The sequence below is a fragment of the Phyllobacterium sp. GQ127 genome (genome assembly GCF_059758635.1).
In genome coordinates this window covers 165,151-187,398 of sequence record NZ_JCAXDZ010000001.1, presented here as the reverse complement: position 1 = coordinate 187,398, position 22,248 = coordinate 165,151, and the positions used below count along the sequence as shown (strand labels likewise).

Below are 22,248 nucleotides of genomic sequence, written 5' to 3'. Positions count from 1 at the left end.
ATCGGCAGTCACCAGAGAAAGTCGCAATTAAATTCATTTTTCTTTCGCCGCTTTCCGCTTGCGATGGGCAATCAATCGAGGCGCAGAAGATTTCAGCGACTTGCCACGGCCTGAAAGGCTAGGATTGGTCATGAAATATTCCTGCGCATTAAAAGCATCCTCCCCATCGGCGGGAGCGATCCGTCGCGAGGTTCCATCTGCAAGTAGCTCATAACTCTGCTGGTTGTCGAGAAGGTTTGCCAGCATAATCTGTGAAAGAACCTGTTGATGCACAGTTGGATTGGTGATGGGCACCAAAGTTTCAACACGGCGGTCAAGATTACGGGTCATCATATCGGCTGAACCGAAATAGACCAGAGCGTTTTCCGATGGGAGCGGCTTGCCATTGCCAAAACAGAAAATACGGCTGTGTTCAAGGAAGCGGCCCACGATGGACTTTGCGCGAATATTCTCCGAAAGCCCTGGCACCTGCGGACGCAGGCAGCAAATGCCACGCACGACGAGATCAATTTCCACGCCGGCACTGCTGGCTTCATAAAGCGCATCGATAATCTTCGCATCGACCAGCGAATTCATTTTCATCCAGATTGCGGCAGGACGGCCAGCTTTCGCATGGGCGATTTCCTCGGCAATATGCTGAAGAATGCGAGGACGCAGCGTGATCGGGGAAACGGCAAGCTGCATTTCGCCGGAAGGCGGCGTATAGCCTGTGATGTAGTTGAAGATTTGCGCCACGTCGCGGCCAATCGAAGGCTCGCATGTGAAGAACGACAGATCCGTATAAATCTTTGCGGTGATGGGGTGATAATTGCCGGTGCCCAGATGCACATAGCTGCGCAACTTGTTTTCTTCGCGGCGCACGACCAGCGACATTTTCGCATGGGTTTTCAACTCGATAAAGCCGAAAACGACCTGTACGCCAGCGCGCTCCAGATCGCGGGCCCAGCGAATATTGGCCTCTTCATCGAAACGCGCCTTAAGTTCGATCAAGGCAGTAACGGACTTACCGGCATCTGCGGCATCAATCAGCGCACGCACGATCGGGCTATCATTTGAAGTACGGTAAAGTGTCTGCTTGATTGCAACGACATCCGGATCGGCAGCGGCCTGACGCAGAAATTGCACCACGACATCGAAGGATTCGTAAGGGTGATGGACGATGATGTCTTTCTCGCGAATCGCTGCGAAGCAGTCGCCACCATGTTCCCGCACACGTTCAGGAAAACGCGGATTGTAAGGAACAAACTTCAGGTCCGGGCGCGCAATGCTGACAATTTCCGAAATCATATTGAGCGCAAGCAGACCGCCAAGCACGCTGATACGATTATCCGGCACACCCAGCTCCGTAGCCACAAAGCTGCGCAGGGATTCAGGCATTTCATCATCAAATTCGATGCGGATCACCTGACCGCGGCGACGGCGCTTCAGGGCGCTTTCGAACAGGCGAACCAGATCTTCCGCCTCTTCTTCAACTTCAATATCGCTGTCACGGATGATGCGGAACGTGCCGGCACCCTTGACCTCATAGCCAGGGAAAAGCCGCCCGGTGAAAAGGCTGATCGCATCTTCAAGAGATAAGAAGCGGTAGCGACCGCTATCATCCGGTATCTGGATAAAGCGCTTGAGCGCCTGCGGCAGGCGCAGGAGCGCCGTCATTGGGCGGTTATCCGTGCTGCGATTCAGCAGCATGGCAATGGTGAAGCCGAGATTCGGGATAAATGGAAAAGGATGCGCCGGATCAATGGCCAAGGGTGTTAGCACAGGATAGATGGTTTCGAGAAAATGATCCTCCAGCCATTCCTGCTCAGCTTTGGTCAAACGATCAGGCCGAACAATCTCGATGTTCTCCCTGATCAATTCCTCGCGCAAGGCACTCAGACGCAGCTGCTGGGCGGCTTGAAGTTTGCCGACTTCCTCGAGAACGAATTCCAGCTGTTCCTGCGGCGTGCGTCCATCATCACTGCGACTGGAGACGTTTTCGCGCACCTGCCCGGCCAGACCGGCAATGCGCACCATGAAGAACTCATCCAGATTGGCAGCCGAAATAGACAGAAAGCGCAGGCGCTCAAGCAAGGGCTGATGGGTATTTTGCGCTTCTTCAAGCACGCGGCGATTAAATTGCAGCCAGGAGAATTCGCGGTTGACGAAGCGATCAACGCTGGTGTGCAGATCCGGCAGAGAGACATTCTCAACAGGCTGCGGAATGGTGGGCGATTGGTCGTTCATCAATATTCTCCAGCTAAAAAAATTTCCCGCAAAATGCGGACTTAAGAGCGCACCATAGACAAGTCTTTTGACAGTTTGATAGCAATCGTCTTGAAATCGTAATCAGGATGATACAAACCGAAGCGAAAGAGAAGTCAAATGCCAAACATGCGTATTTGACGAGACGATTCAGGAGCGAAAAATGGCTGGCCACAGCATCCCTCATTTCCAGAACAGCGCAGGACATGCGACCATTGCCATCGGCGTGAAGGAATTCATGTGCGTGGGTGCCAACCCGCCTTTCGACCATCCGCATGTGTTTCTCGATCTGGGCGATGACAATGAAAAAGTTTGCCCCTATTGCTCCACGCTTTACCGCTATGACGCTTCGCTGCATGCCGATGAGACCGTCCCAGCGGGTTGCACCTATGTGGACAGGGCCGCTTGAACGCATCGCTCATCGATTTAAAGACCGAACGAAACAGGCGCGATCCCAATCCTGACCAGATTATTATCGCCGGCGCTGGCATTGCCGGATTGACGCTGGCGCTTGCCTTGAGTGCCAAAGGTTTTTCAGTTCAGATATTTGAGAAAAGCGCGACGCTGGCCGAAGCCGGTGCCGGAGTGCAGCTTTCCCCCAATGCCACGCGGATATTGCAGCAGCTCGGTGTTCTCGACCAATTAACGCCATCCTCGGTTGAACCGCAGGCAATTTGTCTTGCAGATGGTTCGAGCGGCGAAATGTTGCTTTCGCTTGATGTTGGTCATGTGGCCCGCACGAGATGGGGCTCACCCTATATTGTCTGCCACCGGGCCGATCTGCAAAATGCCTTGCTGGAACAGGCCCGAAGCCAGCCCAATATAGCTATCCAGCTGCAATCAGCGGTGACACAGTACAAGCCTGACGCAGATGGCATTATCGTTCGCGTTCAATATCACGATCGTATCGAGGAACATCGCGGGGCTTTGCTCGTAGGTGCCGACGGCGTCTGGTCGAATATGCGCACTGCCATGTCCGACATGGAGCGCGCGCGCTATACATCGACGATTGCCTGGCGTTCGACAATCGCCGCTGACCAGTTGCCAAAGAGCTTCACGTCCCTGCTGCCTCAGGGCATCAATGTTGTTGCCTGGGTTGGTTCAAACGCTCATCTGGTCGCCTACCCGATACGTTCCGGTGAAATGTTCAATTTCATTGCTGTTGCCCCGGATCGCCAAGGCGGACGGCGATGGGACGCTGGGGCTGTGCCGGAAACGCCAAGCCAAAATTTTATCCGGGAATTCAATCTTTGGCATCCCGGTATTCGCGACATCATGCTGGCGGGGAGACCTTGGACTTCATGGCCATTGTTTGAGCAGCGTAAATGCCGATACCGGATAAAGGATCGCCTGGTGCTGATCGGGGATGCTGCCCACGCGATGACGCCATATGCAGCGCAGGGAGCGGCCATGGCTATCGAGGATGCATGGGCGCTGGCATCTGCCTTGGGGGAAAATATCGCAGCATGGCCATCGGCTTTAGACGCGTTTGACAAGACCCGCAGCAAACGTATCAAAGCAGTGGTGCGGCGCGGCGCGATGAACCAACTCGCCTATCATGCCAAGGGGCCAATCGCCATGGCGCGCAATATGGTTATGCGCAAACGCCCTGCCGAAAAGTTTATCGAAGGGCTGGATTGGCTCTATGGATATGATGGCCAGATTTGAATGCAAAAACCCTCGCCGAAGCGAGGGTCATGAGCGCCCAAAAGGGCTTGCAGGCCAAATATAAGAAAAATGGATTGCAGTATCAAACAGGCGGCCATAAGGCCGCCGTTTGGTAACATTGCAGAAAACTATCTCAATGAAGAATCTGGCTGAGGAATAGCTTCGTGCGTTCGTGCTGCGGATTATCAAAGAACTCGGCAGGAGCGTTCTGTTCAACGATCTGGCCCTGATCCATAAAGATAACGCGATTTGCAACCTGGCGCGCAAAGCCCATTTCGTGGGTTACGCAAACCATGGTCATACCTTCTTCAGCAAGCTGCACCATTGTGTCGAGCACTTCCTTGATCATTTCCGGATCAAGGGCCGACGTCGGCTCATCAAACAGCATGATGCGTGGATTCATGCAGAGCGAACGGGCAATGGCCACGCGTTGCTGCTGACCACCGGAAAGCTGACCCGGATATTTATTGGCCTGTTCGGGGATTTTGACGCGCTCAAGAAAGTGCATCGCAATTTCGTCCGCCTTCTTCTTCGGCATCTTGCGTACCCAGATTGGGGCCAGCGTGCAGTTTTCCAGGATAGTTAAATGCGGGAAGAGATTGAAATGCTGGAACACCATGCCGACTTCGCGCCGAACTTCGTCGATCTTTTTCAGATCGTTGGTAAGTTCGATACCGTCAACGAGAATCTTGCCGCTCTGGTGCTCTTCCAAACGGTTGATGCAGCGGATCATGGTCGACTTACCTGAACCGGACGGACCGGCAATGACGATACGCTCGCCGCGCATCACCTTGAGGTTGATGTCCTTCAGGACATGAAAATCCCCGTACCATTTGTTCATATTGATGATCTCAACGGCAACGTCTGTCGTGGAGACTTGCAGGAGCGAATGGTCGACGTGGATTTCTTCCGGGTCGATAATGTTTTCAGTTGTCATATACGTATGCTCCTAACGTTTGTGGCCAGTGTCGAGACGATTTTCCATGAAGATGGAATAGCGCGACATGCCGAAGCAGAAAATCCAGAAGACGAAACCGGCAAAAACCAGACCGGACATGGGGGTTTGCGGCGATGACCAATTTGTATCGTTGAAGTGCTGACGCACCGTCCCGAGCAAATCGAACATGCTGATGATCGAAACAAGCGATGTATCCTTGAACAGACCGATAAAGGTGTTGACGATACCTGGGATTACCAGTTTCAACGCCTGTGGCAGAATGATGAGGCCAGTTTTCTGCCAGTAACCGAGTCCAAGCGAATCCGCACCTTCATATTGCCCTTTCGGGATGGCTTGCAGACCACCACGCACCACTTCTGCCATATAGGCCGAAGCGAATAGCGCAACACCGATCAGCGCCCGCAGGAACTTATCGAACGAAACGCCCGGCGGCAGGAACAATGGCAGCATATAGCTGGCCATGAACAGAACCGTCACCAACGGAATACCACGCACCATTTCGATAAAAATGACGCACAGCATCTTGATGACCGGCATTTTCGAGCGCCGTCCAAGTGCCAGTGCTATGCCAAGCGGCAGCGAGACGGAAATACCAACGAAGGAAATAACCAGCGTAACCAGCAGACCACCCCAAACGGAGGTTTCGACATAGGGAAGGCCGAACCAGCCACCGACCAGCAGGAAGAATGCGACGATCGGGAATACGAAAAAGAAGACGATCGCATTCAGTACCTTGTAGGGCGCTTTTGGAATCAGAAGTGGAATCAGGAGGGCAACGAACATGATGCCCACAAGATTGACCCGCCAACGTTGGTCAATGGGGTAAGGACCATACATGAACTGGCCGAATTTGGCGTTCACGAAGGCCCAGCATGCGCCGGACCAGCCATCTGGCTGCAAACCGCCCTGTGCCACGGTCGCACATACCGACCTGTTCGGCCCGACCCACGCAGCTTGAATAAATAGCCAGTTGATCAGTGGCGGTAAAAACCATGCCAGAACGAGAAGTGCCAAGACGGTCAGAACAGCATCGACCGGCGTTGCAAGCAAATTAACCCGCACCCATCGCACAATGCCGCGTTCACCCAAGGGCGGAGTTTGACCCTGCAGCATTTCCTGACGAACGAAACTAATATTGGTGTCTGTCATGATCAGCGCTCCACCAGTGCCATTTTGGCGTTGTACCAATTCATGAACAGCGACGTCAGAATACTGAGGCTCAAGTAAACGATCATGAAAATAACGACCACTTCAAGCGAGCGGCCCGTCTGGTTCAGGATCGTTCCCCCGACGGCAAAGAGATCCGGATAACCGGCTGCAATCGCGAGTGAGGAGTTCTTGGTCAGATTCAGATATTGGCTGGCCAGCGGCGGCGTGATGATGCGCATTGCCTGTGGCACAACAACAAGCCGTGTTGTCGTGCCTGCACGTAAGCCGAGAGCATGGGCAGCTTCACTCTGTCCCTTGCCAACACCACGAATGCCGGCCCGGACGATTTCGGCGATAAAGGCCGCCGTATAGAACGACAGAGCCAGATAGAGCGAGATAAACTCAGGTCCGACCTGCGAGCCACCTTTCAGATTGAAGGCGCCAAGGATTGGATAGTCCAACGTCATGGGAAAGCCTTTGACGGCCAGCGCCAACAACGGCAGACCGACAATGAGGGCAATCGCTGTCAGACCAACCGGAAACGGCTGACCTGTTGCCATCTGACGCTTATGGGCCCAGCGTCGAACCAGCAAAGTCGCCACGACAGCTATCAGGAAAGCGACACCCGCCAGCCAGGCACCCTCACCCATAATCAATGACGGAACATAAAATCCGCGATTGTTCAGATATGTCCCAAAAGGCAGAGCTATACTTTGGCGTGCCTGGGGTAACACAGCAAGCACACCGGAATACCAGAAGAAAATAACCAGAAGCGGCGGAACATTGCGGAAAAGCTCCACATAAACCGTACAAATCTTGCGGATAAGCCAGTTATGCGAAAGCCGGCCAATACCGATAATGAAGCCGATAATGGTTGCAGTGATAATACCCGCAATCGCCACAGTCAGCGTATTCAGAATACCGACCAGAAGCGCCTTGGCAAAAGTGGAATCACTGGAATAGGAGACATACGGACTGCTGCTGATATCAAAACCAGCGCGGCCATCGAGAAAGCCGAAACCCGTAGCGAGCCGCGCGCGCTGAAGATTGGCGATGGTGTTGTTAACGATCCAGTACCCCAGCACAACGATGATAAGCAGTGCTAAAGCCTGAAAAAGATAACCACGGAATTTTGGGTCGTTTAAAAGCGAAACTTTGCCGCTATCTGTGCCAGGCGAAATATCCTGCGATGCCATTGGCCCCTCATTTCTGCTAAGTTCTTGTTCTTATTATTTTTATTATTATAGTAAATTGAGAGGAGGCCAGCGCCCCCTCTCCGATTTCATCATTAGCTATATGCGATTAGCGAATTGGCATCGCGTATTGCAAGCCACCCTTGGTCCACTGAGCATTGATGCCGCGGGCAATCTTGAGCGGGCTGCCGGAACCGAGATTCTTTTCGAAAATCTCGCCGTAATTGCCAACTGCCTTGACGATGTTGATAACCCAATCATTGGTCAAACCGAGGTCTGTACCGAGCTTGGTATTGGCTTCCTGACCAAGGATACGCTTGACTTCAGGGTTTTCGCCATTCTTCAACTCTTCGACATTGGCCTGGGTGATGCCGAATTCTTCAGCAGTCAACAGGGCGTAATGAGTCCAGCGAATGATATCGGCCCATTGTGGATCGCCCTGACGGACAACCGGTCCAAGTGGCTCCTTGGAAATGATTTCCGGCAGAACAACATGGTCATCAGGAGCAGTCAGCGCCAGACGATAGGCATAAAGACCAGACTGGTCGGTCGTGTAAGCATCGCAACGACCGGAATCATAGGCTGCGTTAACCTCTTCAACCTTTTCGAACACAACAGGATTGTATTCCATCTTATTGGTACGGAAGTAATCAGCAAGGTTAAGCTCGGTCGTTGTGCCGGCCTGAACGCATACCGATGCACCCGATAGCTGAAGCGCGGAGTTGATTCCCGAAAGCTTCTTCGCATTGATCATGAAGCCCTGGCCGTCATAATAATTGACGCCCGGGAAATCAAAACCCTGTGTATCGCGGCTGAGTGTCCATGTGGTGTTGCGAATCAACACGTCGATTTCGCCGGACTGCAGAGCAGGAAGACGATCCTTTGCAGACAAGGGCGTATATTTAACCTTGCTTGCATCGCCAAACACAGCAGCAGCAACAGCCTTACAATAGTCAACGTCAAAACCAGACCATTCGCCCTTGTCATTCGGCGCTGCAAAGCCAGGAAGACCTGTGTTAACGCCGCACTGCAAGAAGCCCTTCTTCTTTACATCTTCAAGCACTGTTGCTGAAGCGACGTTGGCAAGAAGGACCAACGCCGAAGCCGCCAGTACGCCCTTCAAAACAAGATTTTTCATAATTAATTTGCCCTTTGGTTGTTGTAGTCGTTCCCAGAGAGGTAAGTTTACATCGGTTTATTTACCCCAGCCCCGAAAAGGGCCCCAATGCCTCTCCCATTCACCTATCTATCGAAGGGCATTCTGAGGGTTTGGTCAAGGGAGAATATTTGCTCAATTTTGAAGCAAGAACGTCAAAATTGCTGCACGCGAAGCGAAAAACCGCTGATTTTCTACTCAGTTTTTCTTTTTTCGATGAAAACGGGCGCAAAATTTTCAAATTCGCGGCCAAAGCCGGAAATTCGGACTCAGTAGATCAGCACTGGATATTGCAAGCTCTCATTGGACCGCAAAGCACTCATGCCACGATGTATTTCCATGATGTTGTATGGAATCACTACTGCCGCAAAGTATTCACGAGCCTATAACCGGGAAAAATCGACCCCGTTCACAACGAAAAATAACGTGGCGGCGAGCAAGAAATCTGGCCAGCGTTATCGCGACGAGGAAGCCAATACTATAGCCCGCCACGGTATCGGTCGGATAATGCGCCCGTGCAACGATTCGGGTAAAAGCGATGAACATAGTGGCAAGGATGATCGGAACCCGCCAGCGGGGAAACCATAAAGCCAGTATCGCCCCGACAGCCCCCATGGTGGTTGAATGGCCGGAAGGAAAGCTGGCAAGATCATCACCACCTGCAAATGGAGAAAAATGACCCGTGCCAAGCGTATCAATGAAGGGTGGGCGGGCTCTACCAATAAAGAATTTGGCGATAGCGGTACATGTTCCGGCCAGAGAGATTGCCCAAAAGGCATAGGTTGCCTGCGTGTAAACGAGATGCAGCCGCTTTCGCCGAGGGACTGGCAAATGCTGCCAATCAATCGCGATCAGGCAGACAATGATAATGAAGGCCGGAATTACATACCATTTTGACAGTCCGATATCTGTAATCAAGCGCAGATTGCGTAGATCACTGTCCGGCGATGTGAACATGCGCGACAAATATTCGTCATAAGGATGCAGTGACAGTACAAGAAAGACGATCAACGCGACCGCCATGGACATTGATCTCGTCCAAGCCGCCGCTCCATCCGGATGTGGACGCGCGGTGACGACATGCAAATAGCGGGCAAGAGAACGATTCAATCGTTGCGCGATGGACGATGTATCAGCCAATCAAAAATCCTTCTCCTGTTGCAACCGTCATGCAGTGCGATTATCGACGTAACCCTACAAGCCTAAAATTAAGCCGATAATTTGGAGGACCTGTCATGGATAAGCAATCTCGTTCAAAACTTGGGATAAATACGAGACTTGCACATGGCGGCTATGATCCCACCGACTATCATGGTTTCGTCAACCCGCCGGTCGTGCATGCTTCAACCGTGCTGTTTCCGGACGCGCAGACCATGGCAACGGGGAATCAACCCTACACATATGCCACCCACGGAACACCGACCACAGACGCGCTTTGCCGCGCTATCGACGAGCTTGAGGGATCGGCTGGCACGCTGCTCGTTCCATCCGGCCTATTGGCGGTAACGCTGCCACTTTTGGCCTTCCTTTCGCCGGGTGATCATCTTCTGATGGTCGATAGTTGCTACGGCAATACGCATTATTTTTGCAACACAACGTTGAAAAGACTGGGTGTTGAGGTCGAATATTACGATCCGCTCATCGGTGCCGGCATTGAAAAGCTGATTAAGCCAAACACCAAAGTGGTCTTCACCGAATCGCCTGGCTCAAACACGTTCGAGATGCAGGATATTCCGGCAATTGCCGAAAAGGCACACGCAGCCGGGGCCGTGGTTATGATGGACAATACCTGGGCAACACCGATTCATTTCAAGGCCTTGGACTACGGCGTTGATATTTCGATTCACGCCGTGACCAAATATCCCTCCGGCCATGCGGATATTTTAATGGGCACAGTCTCCGCCAATGAAAAACACTTCAAGACATTGGAGCAGACCTATACGGCGCTGGGTCTATGCGTCAGTGGTGATGATGCCTATCAGGTTCTGCGCGGCTTGCGGACCATGGGTCTGCGTATGGAACGGCACGCAGAAAATGCGCTGGCAATTGCCGAATGGCTGGAAAAGCAGGATGGCGTTCTGGAAGTTCTGCATCCGGCCCTGCCAAGTCATGCGGGACACGAAATTTACAAGCGCGACTTTACGGGCGGCGGCGGCGTTTTTTCGATTGTCATTGAGGGCGGCAAGGCACAGGCGCACGCTTTTCTGGATGCGCTTGAGATATTCGGCCTGGGCTATTCATGGGGCGGTTTTGCAAGTCTGGCTGTTCATGTCCGGCTCAACGACAGGCAGATCACCGGCAAGAACTATGCAGGGACCGTTATCCGGTTGCAGATCGGATTGGAAGACAAGGAAGATTTGATTGCCGATATTGCCAAAGGATTAGCGGCCGCGCGCGCCGCATAACCCGAAGTTGATTTCAATGTGATGAGCAACGGCTGTTATCAAACAGCGCCACTATCATTTAGATGAAAGACTGAATCATGACTTTGAAACTCATCCGAAATGCTGCCCTCATCTGCCTCGTCGCTTTTGCGTCGCCTGCTTTGGCGCAGGAGCATAGCGGGCACGAGGCCATGAAACAGGATTCCATGAAGGCGCAGAAGGGTGATCAGTCCCCCTCCTCAAAAGCGTTCGTGGAAGCCAATACGAAAATGCACAAGGATATGGCCATCGAGTTCACAGGCAATGCCGATAAGGATTTCGTTCGCGGAATGATTGCCCACCACCAAGGTGCGATCGACATGGCAAAGGTTGAACTCGAATATGGCAAGGACGCCGAAATCCGCAAGCTGGCCGAAACGATCATCGCCGCTCAGGAAGGCGAAATCAAAGATATGAAGGCCTGGCTGGAGAAAAATGGCGGCTAATAGCTGATCCTTTCAGCGACATAAGAAAACACCCGCTGGTCTGGATTGACCGGCGGGTGTTTTTACGCAAACTGTCGGTTAGCCTATTGGCGTATTTCATTGCTTGCAGCGCGCTTCTGCAGGCAGAGTTCCCAAAGGCTGTAGGCGGCATCGGCATAAGTCGATGTACCGGCTTTGAATTCGGCTGAACGCAAAGGCAAAAGATCCTCCACGACAGCCAGTGTGCGCGCTGGGAGTATGTCCGTACAGGTTCCCAAACGCCGGAACACAGTGCTGATAGCAACCTGTCTCTCATTGACGTTTATTACGGGTTCGTCCCTGCCGAGTTCCCAGTCTTCCAAGGCGTCAATCGCGTCCTGAAAGGCGTTATGCAAGATGATAGGCGCATGGCCTTCATGAAGTGGGTGCAGCAAACCAGGCATTCCTGTCTCCTCACTTTTGTGTTGCACTGCCGGGGGCTCCCGGAAACAGAATCATACGTGCGACATGCCATGGACCGCAAGCCAAAACTGTTAATCCATACTTATTCAATCGAGTTTTTTAATTAAATCAAACGATAGCACTGGGCTTACTGTTCATTATTAATCTGCACTCTTATTTAATTTTGCCAAAAGCCTAATATTATTGAGTTTTCCTTCTCGACCCGCCAAATAATTCAATCGTTTAGACTGAGTGTGACGATGTTTAAAGAAATGCGGGGGCTTTATACTCTTGAGTTGACGGGTAAGCGATCTGACCCAGCGAAGGATCAACCAGTGGCTTTCCGCTGCGGGATCGATTTATGCACCAAGCGAGATGGTGTTTCCGGCACCTACGCAACCATAACTGGTAATTTGATGCAGATTACCCGCGTTTCGCCTTGCCAAAACAAACTCATTGCCCCATTCATGTCCCGCTGCCCACCATCGAGGATATTGGCATATGAGAACGAGGCTCTTTCCAGTAATCATGTTCACCGCCCTGCTTGCAGGTTGCGGGAATATCCAGGGACAGCTCGATAACGAGAAAATTTCGTCGCTGCGCTATGACACGGTTCAATGCCCGGCCCTGATTGCACAGCGCAGCCAGGCCATGGCGGAAGTCAGCCGCCTTACCAATGGCCAAGGCTATCAGGACCCGGACGTGATTGTCGGTCTTGGTCCCGTCCTGCCGGATTATCGTACCGAAAATCAGAAAAAGGCCGGAGCGCTGCAAGGCCAGATTGAGTCGATGAGCCGTTCGATTGATCGCAGAAAGTGCGGAGCGCCAGCCTAAAGCTTCCCACCCGTGTCTGCCTATACCGCTATCACAGCATGTTGAATGTATCGGCAGGCGCTGATCGATCCCTTATGTCAAAATTTATTGTGCCAATAATTAATTGGGCGTATTCTGCATGTTCGGGTGGAGAGTACCGGCTTAAACCGGCTAATATTTACTCTTCTTCAGGGAGTGACAAACATGGGAGAAGTGACCCTTCATACGCCCCATAATGCAAGCTGCGCGACCCCACAAATATTGCAGAAGGTTCGCTCGGAAATGCCTACCAAGCCGGCTAGCAGCAATAAGCTGTCGGATATATTGAAACGCGCCAAAGGTGGTTTCACTCACCGGCGTTTCAAGCAGCATTCTAAATAATTATAGGTGCTTGTGGCGCATACGCTTCAAGGAGCATTGTGATATATTATAGAAGCGTGCGCTGTGCGGCTTGGTTTGCGCGGCGCATCTTTCTATTTCGACGTATTTGTTAGCTGTAATACCTACGGATAGGCAGCTGAAGCCATGATGGACGAGGGTGACAAAGAAAAAGACGATTATGCGCCCTACCTGACGCCGGTTTGGGGCTATCTCATTCTTTTTCTTATAATCATCCCCATCGTATTATATCTGGGCCACCAATATGGCGGATACTGGAATTCTTTTAATCAGCCCTAACCTTTCGGTCAGCGCTTTGGTGTATATTCCGGAACGGTATCGTCCTCGCCAAAAAGCAACTTTTGCGGATCGTCCTGGAAGTTTGTAACGCCCCTCTCAATACGTTCAACGGCACGACGGCTTTCAGAAATCACTTTCTGGGCGTTGCGGAGCTTTTCACCGGTCAGAGTATCAAGATTGCCTGCAATCGCTTGCAGGCGCGCATCCAGTTCCTTTGCCTGTTTCTGATAATCCTCAAGTTTGCCGCGTATTTCGCTGACCATGCTGTCCTTGTCATTGGAAAGCTGTTTATCAACCTTTAGCAAAGTCTCATCGACCTTCGTCGAAGCCTTGTTGACGCGCGAAATTACATCGCGTGCATCATGCATTGTTGTTTCCAGCTTTTGCGCCTTGCGGCCATATTCATCAATGGTTTCAGTGCTGCTGGCCAAATCTTCGGAAAAAGCCTTGGCGCTGCGAACGCTTTCAAGCAATGGGCCCCGCGCCTGTTCTATGTAGCGCTCGGTAACGTCAGTTGCCTTGTCCACACGCTCGATCCAGTCCTGCGCGGTCTGGACAAGCGTTTTCAACGAACTTGGATCGACATCGACGCGTGCAACCGTGTCCTCCTTGGCAGCTTCTTCAAGCAGCTTTGGCTCATAGGACTTGCCTCCGGTGAGCTCGATACGTGCAGCGCCAGCAAGTATTTCGAAAGCCAAGGTTGCCACTGTTGAGCGGGTGATCGGCGTCGTGGAAGCAATTTCAGTCTGAACGATAACCGCATCAGGATTTTCCTGATCAATAAAAAGCCTGCTTACCCCACCAACTTTCAGGCCATTGAAGAAAACCGGGCTTTTGACGGTAAGACCAGTCACAGAGCCTGGAACTCTGATTTCAAGCGTGCTCGTATCGCGCCGCTCGCCATAACGGCCGATCCAGTAAAAGAACCCCGCCGCCAGAAGCGCCACCACGACCGTAAAGACCGCCACGATAAAGTAATTGGCTTTGGTTTCCATGGATTATCTGGCAACTCCGTCATTCATCGGTCAGCATTACCGCTTTAAGCCGCGGCAAATCAATGGCGAAGGACCACAGAGCGCTTTCTTGCTCAAATAGAATCGTTCTGCCGGAGAGCTTGCGCACCCTGTTGAAGACTTCAATTCTCCCGATACCGATAAGTTCCGACATGGCAACGCTGGTGGTTTTGCGAACAGGAAGCGTTGTGGCTGGCTCAATTTTATGTTGATGGCGGGCAAGAATGAGGTCACCATGTTCTGACGGGGGATAGATGATGACAAGTTTGACGATTTTGGCTTTCGCATTGGTGGCGTTCATAGGCATAGCCACGCCGGGGCCGACAGTATTACTGGCACTGACCAATGGTTCGCGCTACGGCCTTCGAACGGCAAGCGTGGGCATGGTGGGAGCAGTTCTTTCAGACTTCGTGCTCATCGGGGCAGTGGCCCTTGGCTTGGGCGCGCTTTTGGCTGCATCCGAATTCTGGTTTTCCGTGGTCAAATGGATAGGCGTTGGATACCTGACCTTCCTCGGGATCATGCTTTTGCGGTCCAGAGGAACGTTCGAGGTTACGAATTCGCATAGGGAGGCTGGCGGAGGCCCCTCTTCCCGCTCGGTGCTCCTCAAGAGCTTCTTTGTCGCTATTACCAATCCCAAGGGTTACCTGTTCTTTTCGGCGTTCCTGCCTCAATTCGTTGTGCTTGATCAGCCCCAATTTCCACAATATCTGGCGCTGGCACTGACCTTTGCAATGATCGACGCCATTGTCATGTTTGGCTATGCACTGCTTGGGTCACGCGCGGTCAAGCTGTTGAAGCGATCAGGCGCATTGTGGCTGGACCGGATTTGTGGCGGCGCATTGTTGGCCCTTGCCGGGTCTCTCGCCTTCTACCGACGCGCAAGCTGACGCGAAACGCCGTTTTCATGGTACTTCATAAAGGCGATTCCTGGGGAATGCGCTCTATAGCGCAGCAATGCAAGCGGCAGGACATTGTGAAAATGGGGTCAAATAAACCTCGACATGGAATGCATACAATTTTAAGTATTATGACAACAGCTTTCACCTCGCCTTGATATTCATCAAGGTACCCAGGAGGAAATTGTCATATCGAGGTGGGCGGGGGATCTGCGTTCGCAGGCAGACCGGTGCAATGACATCAATATCCGTGTCATGCGCAGAATCGATTATATTGGATAATGGATTTTCTCGGAGCCGTTATATGGGAATTATGCATAGCGAGTTTGTTGAAAGACTGAGAAAAGCCGTCCGGGAACACGAGGAGCGGATTATCCGTTTGGAAAGCGGCCAAGAAAAAGTATTTCGATCGTCTCGCGACGGGCAAAAAGAAGATATATCTTTACAGACAGCAGATCATTATCGGCGGCTATCGCATCATTTACGAGAAATAATATCGCGGCACGATCAGAAAAACGGCCTTATTGCCGAGCCCAAAGAAACCTGAACATCCATAAATATTGAATTTTGAAGAAGTGGCGATCCCGACTGGATTCGAACCAGTGACCGTCGGCTTAGAAGGCCGGTGCTCTATCCAGCTGAGCTACGGGACCAATCTGTTGTAAATCAATGCGTCCAAGGCTGCATGCGGTCGAATCGGAAGTTCTCCGAATAGGATACAACGCGACGGCGTGTTTCCTTCGGTTCCTGCACCGAATAGGCAATGCCATTCTTTTGGGCGTAAGCTATTGCCTCTTCCTTGGTTTCAAAGGAAAGGCGTATCTGGCTCTTCATATCGCCCGATGAGGTATAACCCATAAGCGGCTCAACCTTACGTGGCTGTTCCGGCTCGAACTCAAGCATCCAGGCCTCGGTTTTGGCCTTGCCGGACTGCATTGCGGTTTTTGCGGGGCGATAAATGCGCGCGGCCATTGAAGAAATCCTTTTGTCTGCAATTCCGATATATTACAGGCTTTGCTTCAGTTCCAGCAGCAATCGTCGTTGAAGTGGTCGGAGCGGAGAGATTCGAACTCCCGACCCTCTGGTCCCAAACCAGATGCGCTACCAGGCTGCGCTACGCTCCGTGTTCTTCAACGGTTGCCTGACTAGAGTTTCCGGAGACGAGAAGCAAGCTATAAATTCAACAAATCCAATAAAAAACTGAACCGTGCCGGAAGGTCGCAGGTTTGACAGCGGTTTTGGCAGCGCTCAGAGGTCGAAAGCCGCCTGCCCTTCGTCCAATGCTGTAACGACCCCCGCCGCCAGAGCGCGGGTTATCTTGGATTTTTTCTCAAGGGCGGCACGGTCGAGTCGCTCCACCACCCGATTCGCGGTCGAGAGCGACCGTTCAATGTGGCTGACCAGGAAACCAATAACATTCGGGTCCACGGCAATCTGGCGATCTGCGAAAAGCTTATAGAGCACGCCGGAGAGCAGCAAATCATCCGGTTCGCCAATCTCGACGGTGGTAGCGGCCTTCAAACGTGATGCAAGATCCGGCAGGGTTACTGGCCAGTTTGCCGGCCAGATGCGCGAGGTCATCAAAAGACTGCTGCCGCTTTGTCGGACATTATTGATCAAATGGAACAAAGCGGACTCATCGATTGGTCCTGTTCCTATATCATCGATCAAAAAAGGCCCGGTTTGACCAGCGGCGGCAGCGATATTGCGCGCATCGATGACCATTGCGTTCGATTCCGCCTTCCAGACAGCTGCAAGATGGGTTTTACCGGAGCCTGTCGGGCCCGCCAGTATGACGACCGGTGAAATCCAGTTTGGCCATCGATCCACAATGTCGACAGCGGCCATGTTGGTGCCGGAAACAATGAGATCGTCGCGGGAGTAGCCTGGCTCGTGACCAAGGTCCAGCGGCAGTTGGCGGGGCTTTGTCGTGTCATTCATGGCGCGAACAAATACAACCTAGCTCGGCGCACTGTCACCTGATTTGTTTTGTCTCGTCGGTTTTGCGGAAATCGCCTGTGTAGAGCGGGGATTGCTGATAACGATTGATGACAAACCGCACCAGCACACCAATAGCGGCGGCAGTTGGCACGGCAATCAGCATGCCTGTGAACCCCATGAGCGAGCCGAAGGCAAAAAGCGCAAACATCAGCCAGACAGGATGCAAACCAACAGACTGACCAACCAGCTTTGGCTGCAGGATATTGCCTTCGATGAACTGGCCGATACCAAATGCGATCGCGACACCGACGATACCGCCCCATTCCGGCCAGAACTGCACCAATGCCACACAGAGGGCCAATACCAGACCAACCAGCGATCCAACATAGGGTATGAAGCTGATGAGGCCTGCGAAAAGCCCGATGAGCAGCCCGAAATTAAGACCAACAACAGTAAGGCCGACTGCGTAAATCATCCCGAGCAACAGACAGACGGTGCCCTGCCCGCGCACAAAACCGGCAATAGCCTTGTTCATGTCAGTAGCGATGCCGCGCACTGTATAGAGGTGATCGCGGGGCACCAGCTGGTCGATCTTCGAAACCATGCGATCCCAGTCAAGCAGCATGTAAAAGGCCACCACAGGCGTCACCACGAAGAGTGCAACAACATCAATGAGCGTCTTGCCCGAACTCCAGATCGATTGCAGCAAGGTAGTGAGGAAGCCAGCACCCTGCTGAAGCAGCGAATCGAGGCTGTTGCGAATAACGGAAGCATCAACGCCTATGAAATCCTTGAGCCACTGCGAATCCCGGCTGGCGATCAGCTCCTGGAGCCGCGAGACATAACTTGGCAGCCGCGCGATGAAATCGCTCATCTGCGATGCCAGGACGGGCACGAGAATGATCAGCAATACCGTGAACGTGACAATGAAGAGGACAAGGATAACAACGGTTGCAAGCAGACGCGACAGACCGAGGCGCTGTAACCTGTCAGCGACGGGATCAAGAAAGTAAGCCAACACCATGCCAGCAACGAACGGCAACAGGATTGAGGAAAATACAAACAGGAACAGCGCAAACACGATCATCGCAGCAGTCCAGAAAATGGCCTGACGACGGAAACTGCTGGTAAGTGAATTTAGCTGCACCTCGACATGGATATCCTTGTCGGGAATCTCCACGGGAACGGGAGGTTTTTTTGTCGTTACAGCCTTGCCCGGAGTCTTGCTCATAACCGCCATTCTCGTTGTTCAGTCTGGAGATAGGCAGTCAGTAGAGGTGCGGTCAAGGCTCTAACTGTCAATAAGTGGCGTTTTATAGCCCCTTGCGGCACTCAGACCTTGCAGCTTGGTCAGAGTCGTGTCATTTCGCGGGCAATAATCTGGAGTTGACCATGAGCACCGAAGAACAGCCCGGCAAGAATGGCCTTACCTATGCGCAGGCCGGTGTCGACATCGATGCAGGCAATTTGCTTGTCGAAAAAATCAAGCCGCTGGTGCGTTCAACACGCCGCCCGGGCGCAGATGGCGAAATCGGCGGTTTTGGCGGTCTTTTCGATCTAAAGGCCGCGGGTTTCCAGGACCCTGTACTGGTTGCAGCCAATGATGGCGTGGGCACGAAGCTCAAGATCGCCATTGATGCGGGTGTTCATGACACTGTGGGGATAGATCTCGTCGCAATGTGCGTCAACGATCTGGTCGTACAGGGAGCCGAACCGCTTTTCTTCCTCGACTATTTTGCCACGGGCAAGCTCGATCCCGATCAGGGCGCAGCCATTGTTGGCGGTATTGCTGAAGGCTGCCTGCAAGCTGGATGCGCGTTGATTGGCGGTGAAACGGCGGAAATGCCGGGCATGTACCGCGATGGCGACTATGATCTTGCAGGCTTTGCTGTTGGCGCGGCCGAGCGCAACCAGCTTTTGCCGACCGGCGATATAGAAGAAGGCGATATTATACTCGGCCTCGCCTCTTCCGGCGTTCACTCCAACGGCTTTTCCCTGGTGCGGCGCATTGTTGAGCTTTCCGGTCTTGGTTGGGATGCAGATGCACCATTCGAAACCGGCAAGACGCTGGGACAGGCACTGCTGACGCCAACACGCATCTACGTGAAAGCGCTGCTTGCAGCGATCCGCGAGACCAATGCGATCAAGGCGCTGGCGCATATTACCGGTGGCGGTTTTCCAGATAATATCCCACGCGTGCTGCCGAAGAATCTGACGGCGAGCATCGATCTTTCTGCGATTAACGTGCCTGCGGTATTTTCATGGCTGGCAAAGACCGGCGGCGTGGAACGCGATGAGATGCTGCGCACATTCAATTGCGGCATCGGCATGATAGTCGTGGTTTCGCCGGAACATGCCGATACTGTATTGGCCGCATTGAACGCACAAGGCGAAAAGACAGTACGGCTAGGCACAATGATTGCACGCGCCGAAAGCGGCGTTGTTTATCAGGGCGCATTGGCGTTGTGATCCAGGGCGCTGTGACCAAGAAACGCGTTGCAGTGCTGATTTCCGGGCGTGGCTCTAATATGAGCGCGCTTGTGGAGGCAGCCAAACATGCCGACTATCCGGCGGAAATCGTTGCGGTCATCGCCAACAAGGCGGATGCTGGCGGCCTGGAAGTAGCGCACTTGGAAGGCATCCCTGCAATTGCCATTCCTCACCGTGACTATGCGTCCAAGAGCGAGCATGAAGCAGCTGTCTGCGCAGCACTTGTCGAAGCCAAAGCGGATATTGTCTGTCTGGCAGGCTATATGCGGATTATCTCACCCGAATTTGTCACGCAATGGGAAGGGAAGATGCTCAACATTCACCCTTCTTTGCTGCCACTCTTCAAGGGCCTGCATACGCATGAGCAGGCGCTTGAAGCAGGCGTGCGCGTGCATGGTTGTACGGTGCATTTCGTCACTGCCGGTATGGATGACGGCCCAATCATTGCCCAGACCGCAGTGCCTGTGAAAACCGGCGATACACCGGATATGCTTGCTAAGCGTGTGCTTTCCGTAGAGCACGAGACCTATACCCGCGCGTTGGCGCTGGTTGCACAAGGCAAGGCCGTGATGAAAGATGGGCGGACGGTTTTTAGCGATTAGAAGACCAAAGCTCTGTAGCAGGGCCTTATGTCGCCGCCTTCACCCAAACTTTGTTGTCGTGAAACGCCGCGCCGCCATAGGGTGCTGGTGCATCGGCGCCAGTGAGCACATTGATCCCTTCGCCGCGCTCAAAGGACGAATTGGCGAAGATTCCTTCTGAAATCACCACGCCGCGTTTTGTCAAAGGTTGAACACGCGCGTGAAGAATGACCTCACCGCGAACATTGCCAACTTCCACACGGTCGCCCTCATGAATGCCGAGCATTTCCGCATCTTCCGGATGGATCAATAATTCAGGCCTGCGTTCCTTTTGAAGGGATGTCGGCGTTTCGGCAAAAGTCGAGTTGAGAAAATTATGCGCGGGCGACGTCGCCAGACGGAACGGATGTTTCTCGTCGGCCAGCTCAATGGATTGGAAATAATCGGGCCATTGCGGCAGGGTTTGGTAAGGCCCCTGCGGTCCCATGGATTGGGGTGGCCTGTTTGGCGATAGCGTTCCCGTCCAGTCAGGCTTGAAGCGGAATTTCCCATCGGGCCAGCTGAAGCCATTCTGATAATGCGCCGTTTCAAAGTCCGGCTGCACATCGAGCCAGCGCAATTTCTTGAGCATATCAAAGCCCGGCAGATTGCTGGAATGCATCATATTATCGATCAACGTCTTTTCGTCGAGGCCAAAGCCGGGGAGATCGCCAACGCCAAGACGATTAGCCAATTCATTGATAACAAACAGATTTGGGCGCGCTTCACCGGGTCCGTCAATCAGCTTTGGGCCAAGCACAATGTGCTGCTGGCCGCCGCCGCGATAAATATCGTCATGCTCCATGAACATCGTTGCTGGCAACACGACATCTGCCAGCTTGGCGGTGTCGGTCATGAATTGCTCATGCACAGCCATGAAAAAATCATCGCGCATCATGCCCTGTCGGACAAGGCGCTGTTCGGGTGCAACATTGGCCGGATTGGTATTTTGGACAAGCATCGCCATAACAGGCGGACCGCCATAAAGCGCGCTCGGATCGCCGGTCAGCGCAGCGCCAATACGGCTTTGATCAATATGGCGGATGGAAGGGTCGGCAAAGGCGCGGCCTTCAATCTCCCGCTTGTCCATGCTGTAAATGCCACCATTCGAATAAAATGCGCCGCCGCCTTCATATTTCCACGCGCCAGTGACGGCTGGAATTGACAAGGCGGCATGCATATTGACCGAGCCATTGCGTTGCCGGGTGAAGCCAAAGCCTAGCCGGAAGAAGGTCTTCTTGGTCGTTCCAACAAGTCTGGCGAATTCTTCAATTTCAGCGACTGCAAGCCCTGTAATGGCGGCGGCCCATTCAGGTCCGCGACTTTGCAAATGCCGCTCCAGACCTTTTGGATCATCCGTATAAGCGTTTAGATAGTCCCAATCCGCCATGCCGTCGCGGAACAGAATGTGCATGACCGCGCATGCCAAGGCACCATCTGTGCCGGGTTTCAGCACAAGACCAAGATCAGCCTGTCGAACCGTTGCAGTTTCATAAATGTCGATTGCAACAATCTTTGCGCCCCGCTCCTTACGGGCACGGACGGCATGGGTCATGACATTGACCTGCGTTGCCGCAGCGTTCGTACCCCATATAACCACGCAATCGGATTTCGCCATCTCGCGCGGATCGACACCGGCTAGCTTCCCCGTTCCGGCATAAAATCCAGTCGTCGCGAGATTGGTGCAAATACTGTCGAATGTGTTGGTGTATTTCTTGGCGTGGCGAAGCCGGTGTACACTGTCGCGTTGGACCAGCCCCATTGTTCCAGCATAAATATAGGGCCAGATGCTTTCCGAGCCGTATTCGGTTTCAGCTTTGAGGAAGCGCTCCGCAATCAGATCAAGCGCTGCTTCCCAACTTGCCTCTTTCCAGATGCCCTCACCTTTTGCACCGCTGCGAACCAGCGGCTTCAACAGGCGATCCGGATGATGAATGCGCTCGGCATAACGTGCAACCTTGGCGCAGATCACGCCAGCCGTATAGCTGTTGTCCTTTGCACCGCGCACACGTCCAATCATGCCTGAATCGAGTATCTCGATATCAAGAGCGCAGGTTGACGGGCAATCATGAGGGCATGCGGAATGCCCTGTACGAAGAAGGAGTGGTTTGTTCATAGCCCTAGGCATAGCGCAAAA

23 protein-coding genes and 2 tRNA genes are annotated in these 22,248 nt (G+C 52.9%); 10 read left to right on the top strand and 15 right to left on the bottom strand.

Translation table 11 applies throughout. The features are described from left to right. Positions 1-33: 33 nt before the first annotated feature. Positions 34-2,226, bottom strand: a complete 2,193-nt coding sequence (locus AC6CHM_RS00970; RefSeq protein ID WP_115051745.1) for an RNA degradosome polyphosphate kinase — start codon at positions 2,224-2,226, stop codon at positions 34-36. A 181-nt stretch (positions 2,227-2,407) separates the two neighbouring features. Here AC6CHM_RS00970 and AC6CHM_RS00965 point away from each other — a divergent pair, with 181 nt between their 5' ends. Further along, positions 2,408-2,653, top strand: coding sequence for a zinc-finger domain-containing protein (locus AC6CHM_RS00965; protein WP_115051746.1), 246 nt, complete (start codon positions 2,408-2,410; stop codon positions 2,651-2,653). After that, complete coding sequence (locus AC6CHM_RS00960) at positions 2,650-3,912, top strand: FAD-dependent monooxygenase (RefSeq protein ID WP_162802408.1); 1,263 nt, start codon at positions 2,650-2,652, stop codon at positions 3,910-3,912. Before AC6CHM_RS00965 ends, AC6CHM_RS00960 begins: the two co-directional genes overlap by 4 nt. 133 nt (positions 3,913-4,045) lie before the next feature. Here the strand turns inward: AC6CHM_RS00960 and AC6CHM_RS00955 are convergent, their stop codons facing one another. From AC6CHM_RS00955 to AC6CHM_RS00935, 5 genes are all read right to left on the bottom strand, one after another. After that, a complete protein-coding gene (locus tag AC6CHM_RS00955) occupies positions 4,046-4,849 on the bottom strand; it encodes an amino acid ABC transporter ATP-binding protein (protein WP_115051748.1) in 804 nt (267 codons plus the stop codon). A gap of 12 nt (positions 4,850-4,861) precedes the next feature. Further along, a complete protein-coding gene (locus tag AC6CHM_RS00950) occupies positions 4,862-6,019 on the bottom strand; it encodes an amino acid ABC transporter permease (RefSeq protein WP_115051749.1) in 1,158 nt (385 codons plus the stop codon). Between the two features lie 2 nt (positions 6,020-6,021). Beyond that, positions 6,022-7,215, bottom strand: a complete 1,194-nt coding sequence (locus tag AC6CHM_RS00945) for an amino acid ABC transporter permease (protein ID WP_307284121.1) — start codon at positions 7,213-7,215, stop codon at positions 6,022-6,024. Between the two features lie 106 nt (positions 7,216-7,321). Further along, positions 7,322-8,350 carry an amino acid ABC transporter substrate-binding protein gene (locus AC6CHM_RS00940; protein ID WP_115051751.1) on the bottom strand — a complete coding sequence of 343 codons (1,029 nt, stop codon included), beginning with the start codon at positions 8,348-8,350 and terminating at the stop codon, positions 7,322-7,324. Positions 8,351-8,743: 393 nt separating this feature from the next. Continuing rightward, on the bottom strand, positions 8,744-9,508 hold the full coding sequence (locus tag AC6CHM_RS00935; protein WP_307284116.1) for a phosphatase PAP2 family protein: 765 nt from the start codon (positions 9,506-9,508) through the stop codon (positions 8,744-8,746). A gap of 95 nt (positions 9,509-9,603) precedes the next feature. On the opposite strand from AC6CHM_RS00935, the gene AC6CHM_RS00930 reads away from it, so the two are divergent. Both AC6CHM_RS00930 and copM read left to right on the top strand, forming a co-directional pair. Beyond that, entirely contained in the window at positions 9,604-10,773 is a 1,170-nt protein-coding gene (locus tag AC6CHM_RS00930) for a cystathionine beta-lyase (RefSeq protein ID WP_115051754.1), read from the top strand. A gap of 77 nt (positions 10,774-10,850) precedes the next feature. Beyond that, positions 10,851-11,237, top strand: coding sequence for a CopM family metallochaperone (gene copM, locus AC6CHM_RS00925; RefSeq protein ID WP_354344873.1), 387 nt, complete (start codon positions 10,851-10,853; stop codon positions 11,235-11,237). A gap of 83 nt (positions 11,238-11,320) precedes the next feature. Here the strand turns inward: copM and AC6CHM_RS00920 are convergent, their stop codons facing one another. Further along, positions 11,321-11,659 carry a BRA0787 family protein gene (locus AC6CHM_RS00920; RefSeq protein ID WP_498171637.1) on the bottom strand — a complete coding sequence of 113 codons (339 nt, stop codon included), beginning with the start codon at positions 11,657-11,659 and terminating at the stop codon, positions 11,321-11,323. A 499-nt stretch (positions 11,660-12,158) separates the two neighbouring features. Here AC6CHM_RS00920 and AC6CHM_RS00915 point away from each other — a divergent pair, with 499 nt between their 5' ends. Together AC6CHM_RS00915 and AC6CHM_RS00910 are read left to right on the top strand one after the other, a co-directional pair. Continuing rightward, the gene (locus AC6CHM_RS00915; protein WP_162802409.1) at positions 12,159-12,491 is read left to right on the top strand and encodes a hypothetical protein; all 333 of its coding nucleotides are present in this window, start codon (positions 12,159-12,161) and stop codon (positions 12,489-12,491) included. Between the two features lie 504 nt (positions 12,492-12,995). Then, complete coding sequence (locus AC6CHM_RS00910) at positions 12,996-13,148, top strand: hypothetical protein (RefSeq protein ID WP_162802410.1); 153 nt, start codon at positions 12,996-12,998, stop codon at positions 13,146-13,148. A gap of 8 nt (positions 13,149-13,156) precedes the next feature. Here the strand turns inward: AC6CHM_RS00910 and AC6CHM_RS00905 are convergent, their stop codons facing one another. Both AC6CHM_RS00905 and AC6CHM_RS00900 read right to left on the bottom strand, forming a co-directional pair. After that, positions 13,157-14,143 (bottom strand): MlaD family protein, encoded by a 987-nt coding sequence (locus AC6CHM_RS00905; RefSeq protein WP_115051758.1) that lies wholly within the window; start codon positions 14,141-14,143, stop codon positions 13,157-13,159. Between the two features lie 19 nt (positions 14,144-14,162). Continuing rightward, the gene (locus tag AC6CHM_RS00900; RefSeq protein ID WP_498171636.1) at positions 14,163-14,462 is read right to left on the bottom strand and encodes a hypothetical protein; all 300 of its coding nucleotides are present in this window, start codon (positions 14,460-14,462) and stop codon (positions 14,163-14,165) included. Here AC6CHM_RS00900 and AC6CHM_RS00895 point away from each other — a divergent pair. Together AC6CHM_RS00895 and AC6CHM_RS00890 are read left to right on the top strand one after the other, a co-directional pair. Then, positions 14,419-15,051 (top strand): LysE family translocator, encoded by a 633-nt coding sequence (locus AC6CHM_RS00895; RefSeq protein WP_498172626.1) that lies wholly within the window; start codon positions 14,419-14,421, stop codon positions 15,049-15,051. The genes AC6CHM_RS00900 and AC6CHM_RS00895 overlap by 44 nt on opposite strands. Positions 15,052-15,364: 313 nt before the next feature. Then, a complete protein-coding gene (locus AC6CHM_RS00890; protein WP_115051760.1) occupies positions 15,365-15,607 on the top strand; it encodes a hypothetical protein in 243 nt (80 codons plus the stop codon). A gap of 29 nt (positions 15,608-15,636) precedes the next feature. Here the strand turns inward: AC6CHM_RS00890 and AC6CHM_RS00885 are convergent. The 5 genes from AC6CHM_RS00885 to AC6CHM_RS00865 form a co-directional block, all read right to left on the bottom strand. Then, a tRNA-Arg gene (locus AC6CHM_RS00885) sits at positions 15,637-15,713 on the bottom strand. Between the two features lie 13 nt (positions 15,714-15,726). Then, entirely contained in the window at positions 15,727-16,032 is a 306-nt protein-coding gene (locus AC6CHM_RS00880; RefSeq protein WP_115051761.1) for an NADH dehydrogenase ubiquinone Fe-S protein 4, read from the bottom strand. A 75-nt stretch (positions 16,033-16,107) separates the two neighbouring features. Continuing rightward, a tRNA-Pro gene (locus AC6CHM_RS00875) sits at positions 16,108-16,184 on the bottom strand. Between the two features lie 124 nt (positions 16,185-16,308). Then, on the bottom strand, positions 16,309-17,001 hold the full coding sequence (hdaA, locus tag AC6CHM_RS00870; protein WP_115051762.1) for a DnaA regulatory inactivator HdaA: 693 nt from the start codon (positions 16,999-17,001) through the stop codon (positions 16,309-16,311). A gap of 34 nt (positions 17,002-17,035) precedes the next feature. After that, complete coding sequence (locus tag AC6CHM_RS00865; protein ID WP_435530176.1) at positions 17,036-18,241, bottom strand: AI-2E family transporter; 1,206 nt, start codon at positions 18,239-18,241, stop codon at positions 17,036-17,038. A gap of 152 nt (positions 18,242-18,393) precedes the next feature. Between AC6CHM_RS00865 and purM the strand changes: the two genes are divergently transcribed. After that, positions 18,394-19,470 (top strand): phosphoribosylformylglycinamidine cyclo-ligase, encoded by a 1,077-nt coding sequence (gene purM / locus AC6CHM_RS00860; protein WP_115051763.1) that lies wholly within the window; start codon positions 18,394-18,396, stop codon positions 19,468-19,470. Between the two features lie 11 nt (positions 19,471-19,481). Continuing rightward, positions 19,482-20,093: a phosphoribosylglycinamide formyltransferase gene (gene purN, locus AC6CHM_RS00855; protein WP_498171634.1), complete on the top strand. Its 612-nt coding sequence runs from the start codon at positions 19,482-19,484 to the stop codon at positions 20,091-20,093. Positions 20,094-20,118: 25 nt separating this feature from the next. Here the strand turns inward: purN and AC6CHM_RS00850 are convergent, their stop codons facing one another. Further along, the gene (locus AC6CHM_RS00850; protein ID WP_498171633.1) at positions 20,119-22,227 is read right to left on the bottom strand and encodes a molybdopterin oxidoreductase family protein; all 2,109 of its coding nucleotides are present in this window, start codon (positions 22,225-22,227) and stop codon (positions 20,119-20,121) included. Positions 22,228-22,248: the final 21 nt, after the last annotated feature.

What these genes read in the sequence shown, in the direction of transcription:
- AC6CHM_RS00910 (WP_162802410.1), top strand. Translation starts at nt 12,996, where the DNA reads ATGATGGACGAGGGTGACAAAGAAAAAGACGATTATGCGCCCTACCTG.
- AC6CHM_RS00900 (WP_498171636.1), bottom strand. Translation starts at nt 14,462, where the DNA reads ATGAACGCCACCAATGCGAAAGCCAAAATCGTCAAACTTGTCATCATC.
- AC6CHM_RS00890 (WP_115051760.1), top strand. Translation starts at nt 15,365, where the DNA reads ATGGGAATTATGCATAGCGAGTTTGTTGAAAGACTGAGAAAAGCCGTC.
- AC6CHM_RS00865 (WP_435530176.1), bottom strand. Translation starts at nt 18,241, where the DNA reads ATGGCGGTTATGAGCAAGACTCCGGGCAAGGCTGTAACGACAAAAAAA.
- AC6CHM_RS00920 (WP_498171637.1), bottom strand. Translation starts at nt 11,659, where the DNA reads ATGCCTGGTTTGCTGCACCCACTTCATGAAGGCCATGCGCCTATCATC.
- AC6CHM_RS00895 (WP_498172626.1), top strand. Translation starts at nt 14,419, where the DNA reads ATGACAAGTTTGACGATTTTGGCTTTCGCATTGGTGGCGTTCATAGGC.
- AC6CHM_RS00850 (WP_498171633.1), bottom strand. Translation starts at nt 22,227, where the DNA reads ATGAACAAACCACTCCTTCTTCGTACAGGGCATTCCGCATGCCCTCAT.
- AC6CHM_RS00950 (WP_115051749.1), bottom strand. Translation starts at nt 6,019, where the DNA reads ATGACAGACACCAATATTAGTTTCGTTCGTCAGGAAATGCTGCAGGGT.
- AC6CHM_RS00970 (WP_115051745.1), bottom strand. Translation starts at nt 2,226, where the DNA reads ATGAACGACCAATCGCCCACCATTCCGCAGCCTGTTGAGAATGTCTCT.
- AC6CHM_RS00965 (WP_115051746.1), top strand. Translation starts at nt 2,408, where the DNA reads ATGGCTGGCCACAGCATCCCTCATTTCCAGAACAGCGCAGGACATGCG.
- copM (WP_354344873.1), top strand. Translation starts at nt 10,851, where the DNA reads ATGACTTTGAAACTCATCCGAAATGCTGCCCTCATCTGCCTCGTCGCT.
- AC6CHM_RS00880 (WP_115051761.1), bottom strand. Translation starts at nt 16,032, where the DNA reads ATGGCCGCGCGCATTTATCGCCCCGCAAAAACCGCAATGCAGTCCGGC.
- hdaA (WP_115051762.1), bottom strand. Translation starts at nt 17,001, where the DNA reads ATGAATGACACGACAAAGCCCCGCCAACTGCCGCTGGACCTTGGTCAC.
- AC6CHM_RS00905 (WP_115051758.1), bottom strand. Translation starts at nt 14,143, where the DNA reads ATGGAAACCAAAGCCAATTACTTTATCGTGGCGGTCTTTACGGTCGTG.
- AC6CHM_RS00945 (WP_307284121.1), bottom strand. Translation starts at nt 7,215, where the DNA reads ATGGCATCGCAGGATATTTCGCCTGGCACAGATAGCGGCAAAGTTTCG.
- purM (WP_115051763.1), top strand. Translation starts at nt 18,394, where the DNA reads ATGAGCACCGAAGAACAGCCCGGCAAGAATGGCCTTACCTATGCGCAG.
- AC6CHM_RS00930 (WP_115051754.1), top strand. Translation starts at nt 9,604, where the DNA reads ATGGATAAGCAATCTCGTTCAAAACTTGGGATAAATACGAGACTTGCA.
- AC6CHM_RS00940 (WP_115051751.1), bottom strand. Translation starts at nt 8,350, where the DNA reads ATGAAAAATCTTGTTTTGAAGGGCGTACTGGCGGCTTCGGCGTTGGTC.
- AC6CHM_RS00955 (WP_115051748.1), bottom strand. Translation starts at nt 4,849, where the DNA reads ATGACAACTGAAAACATTATCGACCCGGAAGAAATCCACGTCGACCAT.
- AC6CHM_RS00915 (WP_162802409.1), top strand. Translation starts at nt 12,159, where the DNA reads ATGAGAACGAGGCTCTTTCCAGTAATCATGTTCACCGCCCTGCTTGCA.